Below are 5,003 nucleotides of genomic sequence, written 5' to 3' on the forward strand. Positions count from 1 at the left end.
TTACTGCAATTGGGCTTGAGTATTTACCCTGTACTGGAGTAATGTCATCTTGTTGTTTATTAATAGAAAATCAAGCTTAAGTACTAACGAATGAGGGAGTATACACCTCGAGGGTTTTATTGACCGAGTAGGTGGTGACACGAAAGGATTCATGTTCGGTCACACTGAAATGGGGAAAGGGTTGATCAATAAATTTCTGCCCGGCTCCCTGAACCTGAAATACATAATCCTGGCGTACCGACTCCCGATCAATATCCATGGCGTTGACGGTTTCCGCGGGCAAATGGTTGGCGCAACCTGTCAGTACCGCGAGCAGCATTCCACCTGCTGTCGCTTTTACGAGCGTATTCAATGACAAAATGGATTTTTCCTTTTTATTTTAATATCAATAAGCTCTTTCAAGAGCCGAGGCGGGATTGTTAATACAAGTTTCAATAATGCATTGTCAAGGCGGGTGGCTCGGGAACTCGGGTGTTTAGCCGCAGAGCTGTCGAATGTTCAACGGATCCTGTCGGCAGAAACGGTACGCACGGCATGCGGCGTTTGCGGTGGATTGCATAAACAGAGGATGGCGAAGTGTGCAGAGAGAAGCCGATCCTGCTCATGAGGTTAGGCAGGCTGGAAAATGATCATATGTTGCCGGAACGTAAACCCCGCTTGATTCAGATCTGGATCATATGAACTTTATGATGAATTGTGCGTATTTTACCGCTGTTTCTGCATATACAGTCAGGTCTCCTTTTCCTATAATGCCCCCCGCTTTGGTGCCGACAGGCATAAACGGGAATCCGGTGCAAATCCGGAGCTGGCGCGCAGCGGTAAAGAGGAACGACACGACAGGGGGTAACCCAGGCACTGCCCAATTAAAGAAAGAGGGTGGGAAGCCGTCGTTTAGGTGGGCCAAGGCCCTAGCCTCCAAGCCCGAATACCTGCCAAAGAGCCAACAGGAAGGGCCTGCTGGCAGTCACTACGCGTACTAGGGAAAAACATGTCCAAAAAGTGGTTGGTAGCTGCCTTGCTGCCATGGGCCTCCTATGCCCAGAATTCATCTGAACCTACTTCCATTACCATCTACAACCGGGTAGAGCAGCCGCTCACCAGCGCATTGGCCCCGGTGGCAGTGATCACCAAGGCCGACATCGAACGCCGGCAGCCTCGATCCCTGGTCGACCTGCTCGAAACCCTGCCGGGTATGCAGTTCGGTTCTCAGAACGGGGGTATTGGCCAGCAGACCAGCCTGTTTGTGCGCGGCACCAACTCGGATCATGTGCTGGTATTGTTCAATGGCAAGCCCATGGCGCAAATGGTATCCAGTAACGTGGACTTCAGCCAGCTGCCGGTCTCCAATGTCGAGCGCATCGAGTATATTCGCGGTCCCCGTGCTGCTATCTATGGCTCCAAGGCCATCGGCGGCGTAGTCAATATCATCACTACCTCTCAGGTGAATAGCGCCCAGGTGGGGGTGACTACCGGTAGCAACGACTACTATGCCGCCGATGTATCCATCAATCAGTGGATCACCGAGGCTACCCGGCTGCAGCTGGCCACCGGCTTTCGGGAGACCCGCGGCTATGATGTTATTCCCGATAATAACGAGTCTGATCGTGATGGGTTCGACAGCAAGACACTGACCTTGGGTATCGAGCATCTATTGAATCAAAACTGGATCTGGGATGCTAACTTCAATGGTTGGGAAAACCGGCTCGAGTACGACGGTTTTTTCAACACGAACAACACCAAAACTTACCAAGTTGATACCGGCATTCGCTATCAGGGACAACTCTTGGTCACTCAGTTGAATGCCAGCTACGGTGAATACGAAGCCGAAGACTGGAACTCTGACTCCGGCCGTGACACAGCTTCCAACACCAGCACCGCCACGACCCGTCTTGATGGCCTGACCCAGTATCACTACTCTGAGCGAGGTTACGTGCTTACAGGCATGGACTGGCAGCGGGATCGCCTGCTGGCCAGAACTACGGGCACTACAGCTCCCGACCGGGATAATACCGGTGTCTATGCTTCTGTGTTTCATAACTGGTCACCGGTATCGGTCGAGCTGACTGGCCGGGTCGATGATAACGAGCAGTTTGGAACTTACGAAACCTGGCAGGGTGCTCTGTCGATTGACCTGCCGGAACAGCACAAGGCCACGCTAAGCTATGGTACTGCATTTAGGGCGCCCACTCTCCTGGAGTTGTACGCTTTTTGGGGGAACCCAGATTTCGATCCAGAGGAGTCTGAAAATTGGGAGTTGTCGTTTACAGGCGATTATCAGCGGCTTAATTGGCAGCTAAATTTGTATCGTAATGAAATTGATAATTTGCTTTTTAGTCAAAGCCCAACGAGGAAAGACAGTACAGATGCGCTAATCAAAGGCGTTGAGTTTGTAGTAAAAACCACGACAGGCCCCGTAAATCATACTGTCAGTTTTGACTATACCGATGCGGAAGATAAGCGGGCACCTAATCAGGGAAAACAGTTGGCTAATCGTGCGAAGCGCAAATTTAGCTGGAGCGGTGATATGGATGTGGCCAGGACAAATCTGTTTGCTCAAGTGCTGTATGTGGGTGATCGTGAAACATTCGATGCAAACTCTTTTGCAAGGACCTTTACCCCCTCCTACACCATCTGGAATATCGGCGCCCGTTATCCGCTGACCCAGCAGCTGACCCTGAACGGCAAGATCAACAACCTGTTCGACAAGGAGTATCAGGTGGTGTCTGGCTACGACGCCCCCGACATGGAGTTCTACGTCGGTGCCGACTACCGCTTCTGAATCTCCAGTCAGCGTGAATTGCTGCCGAACTGCCGGTGACGCGATAGTTTGACAGGAGGACAAAGGGAACGGCTTCACGACCGATCAAATGCCATGATCGAAACTAGCTCCTGCAGTTTCGGCATTCCCACCGTCCCTGGCGGTCAGATGCATTTTCCGAGCGTCTCAGGGAAGAGCTTGAAGCGTGTCGTGAAGTTGGCCCTTTGTCCGACATGACCTGAGTTGGTAGACAGCTTTACTCTATAGCCGGCCTTCGCGCCGGCTTTTTCATGGTCGAATTTGGCGTTATCATGACGGCCTTACAACAGTGAGGGCAGGCCTTGCACATTAAGGGCAGATAATGGCAAACATTCTTATCTTCGACTCCGGCATGGGCGGCTTGTCCGTCTATCGTGAGATCAGCAAGACCCTGCCGGGTCATCAGTATCTGTATCTGTTCGATAACGCCTGCTTCCCCTATGGCGAGCTGGGCGAGTCACGCCTGGTCGAGCGGGTGCTCGAGCTATTCGAGGCCTTCGTCGCACGCCATCCCGTCGATATCGCCATTATTGCCTGCAATACCGCCAGCACCCATGTGTTGCCCGCACTGCGCGAGCGTCTGCCTATTCCGGTAGTGGGTGTGGTACCGGCCATCAAGCCGGCCGCCGAATACAGCCGTCTGCTTCATCAAACTAACTCCTTCGCCAGCGAGCCGGGCCATATCGGCCTGCTGGCCACCCCGGGCACCGTGTCCCGACGTTACACGACGGAGCTTATTCAGAATTTTGCCGCCGATCTGCGAGTGTCTTTGCTGGGGACCACCGAGCTGGTGAAAATGGCGGAGGACAAACTCTCGGGCCGACCGGTCGACACCCATCGCCTGGGCCAGATACTGGCGCCCTGGCGAGGCGCGCAGGGACCGGACACCATAGTACTGGGTTGCACCCACTTTCCCTTGCTGGCCGAGGAACTGAGTCTTTGCCTGCCTCGGGTCAAACTCATCGATTCCGGTGCAGCCATTGCCCGTCGGGTCGCTAGTCTACTGTTGCACACGGCTCCATCGCAGAGTGAGTACCAGGCCAATATCGGGCCGGGCCAGCTGTTTTGTACCCAACTGACAAAAAAAGCCCGGCTGCAGGCCGGGACTTTTGGTAAAGAAGGGTTTGGCTCACTAGGGTGCTTTACACCTTAGCGCTTCATATAACAGACGAGTTCAGGGCTGACCCTGATCGTTGCCTTCTTCTTCATCTTTACGTTCATTGGCTTCTCTGACCTTCAGCGTGCGCTGCTGAAACTCAGATTCGTTCAATGCCTGCTGGGCCGCCTGGGCCGCATCACTCGGCATCTCCACAAAACCAAAGCCACGGCGCTTGCCGGTGTGCTTGTCTTTCATCAGTCGAACCGACAGCACCTGACCAAAGCTCTCAAACAGCGTCCGCACCGAGGCCTCATTGGCCCGGTAAGGCAGATTGCCTACATACAGCGTGGTGGTCGGAATCGCCTCCGGCACCGGGGGGCGGGTGAACAAGGGGATCAGGAACCCTCCCAGCAGCAAGCCAAGTGCAAACAAAATGGCAGGAGACAGAGAAGGCGCAGTCAAGCCAATAACAACATAACCGACCAGGGCAAGGCCCAGAGCCAACAGGGCAGACTGAATATAAACAGGGTACTGGGATAACTTCATCGGCAGTCCAATCTCAAAGTGGATGAATGTGCATGGCATGTCGGCAGCGAAACAATAGAGCTCATGCCGTCGATAACAGCATAGCCTCAATTGAGCTATGCAGAGTAATGACAACGGACGGTAACCATCATAAATGTGATCTTGGATAATCTAAGCAGGCAGAAGTGTTTAAAATATAATCACGCGGATGTTTGATACCCCGTCGTCTGTGGGTAACCCTGTGGTTAAGGTGTGTTCTTGCTGGGTGTTTAAGCTTTCGGTCACCAAAGGTCTGTTTTTATCAAAAAAGCCCTTGCGCAAAATCGGCGGCTCCCTATAATGCGCATCCACTGACACGGGGTAACACGCCAACGGTCACAAGGGTTTGAAGATAACGAAACAAAGTTTGAATCAACGCTTGACGAAACATGATGGAGTGCGTAAATTACGCATCCCTGACCTGAACAAGGTCACGCTCTTTAACAACTTATCAAGCAAACTGTGTGGGCACTCGCAGGGAGTTGGGAAACAAAAAAATATTGTTTTTCAATGTCTTGTCGGAGTGCAACTAGAAATAGCAGC

At 52.6% G+C, this 5,003-nt stretch carries 4 protein-coding genes and 1 riboswitch; of the genes, 2 read left to right on the forward strand and 2 right to left on the reverse strand.

Going from position 1 to position 5,003, the window contains the following annotated elements; translation table 11 throughout:
* Positions 1-76: 76 nt before the first annotated feature.
* Positions 77-358, reverse strand: coding sequence for a hypothetical protein (locus HNR62_RS15835; protein ID WP_204797048.1), 282 nt, complete (start codon positions 356-358; stop codon positions 77-79).
* A 387-nt stretch (positions 359-745) separates the two neighbouring features.
* Positions 746-951, forward strand: a riboswitch (cobalamin riboswitch).
* 37 nt (positions 952-988) lie between these two features.
* Between HNR62_RS15835 and HNR62_RS15840 the strand changes: the two genes are divergently transcribed.
* The gene (locus tag HNR62_RS15840) at positions 989-2,779 is read left to right on the forward strand and encodes a TonB-dependent receptor domain-containing protein (protein WP_204797049.1); all 1,791 of its coding nucleotides are present in this window, start codon (positions 989-991) and stop codon (positions 2,777-2,779) included.
* Between the two features lie 340 nt (positions 2,780-3,119).
* Positions 3,120-3,950 (forward strand): glutamate racemase, encoded by an 831-nt coding sequence (murI, locus tag HNR62_RS15845; protein ID WP_204797050.1) that lies wholly within the window; start codon positions 3,120-3,122, stop codon positions 3,948-3,950.
* A gap of 21 nt (positions 3,951-3,971) precedes the next feature.
* Here murI and HNR62_RS15850 read toward each other — a convergent pair whose 3' ends face one another.
* On the reverse strand, positions 3,972-4,442 hold the full coding sequence (locus HNR62_RS15850) for an RNA recognition motif domain-containing protein (protein ID WP_204797051.1): 471 nt from the start codon (positions 4,440-4,442) through the stop codon (positions 3,972-3,974).
* Positions 4,443-5,003 lie beyond the last annotated feature (561 nt).

It is taken from the genome of Oceanisphaera litoralis (assembly GCF_016907015.1).
In the GTDB taxonomy this organism is placed as follows: Bacteria; Pseudomonadota; Gammaproteobacteria; order Enterobacterales; family Aeromonadaceae; genus Oceanimonas; species Oceanimonas litoralis.

Bases quoted from the DNA above. Each gene is read 5' to 3' on its own strand.
- HNR62_RS15840 (WP_204797049.1), top strand. From the start codon at position 989: ATGTCCAAAAAGTGGTTGGTAGCTGCCTTGCTGCCATGGGCCTCCTAT.
- murI (WP_204797050.1), top strand. From the start codon at position 3,120: ATGGCAAACATTCTTATCTTCGACTCCGGCATGGGCGGCTTGTCCGTC.
- HNR62_RS15850 (WP_204797051.1), bottom strand. From the start codon at position 4,442: ATGAAGTTATCCCAGTACCCTGTTTATATTCAGTCTGCCCTGTTGGCT.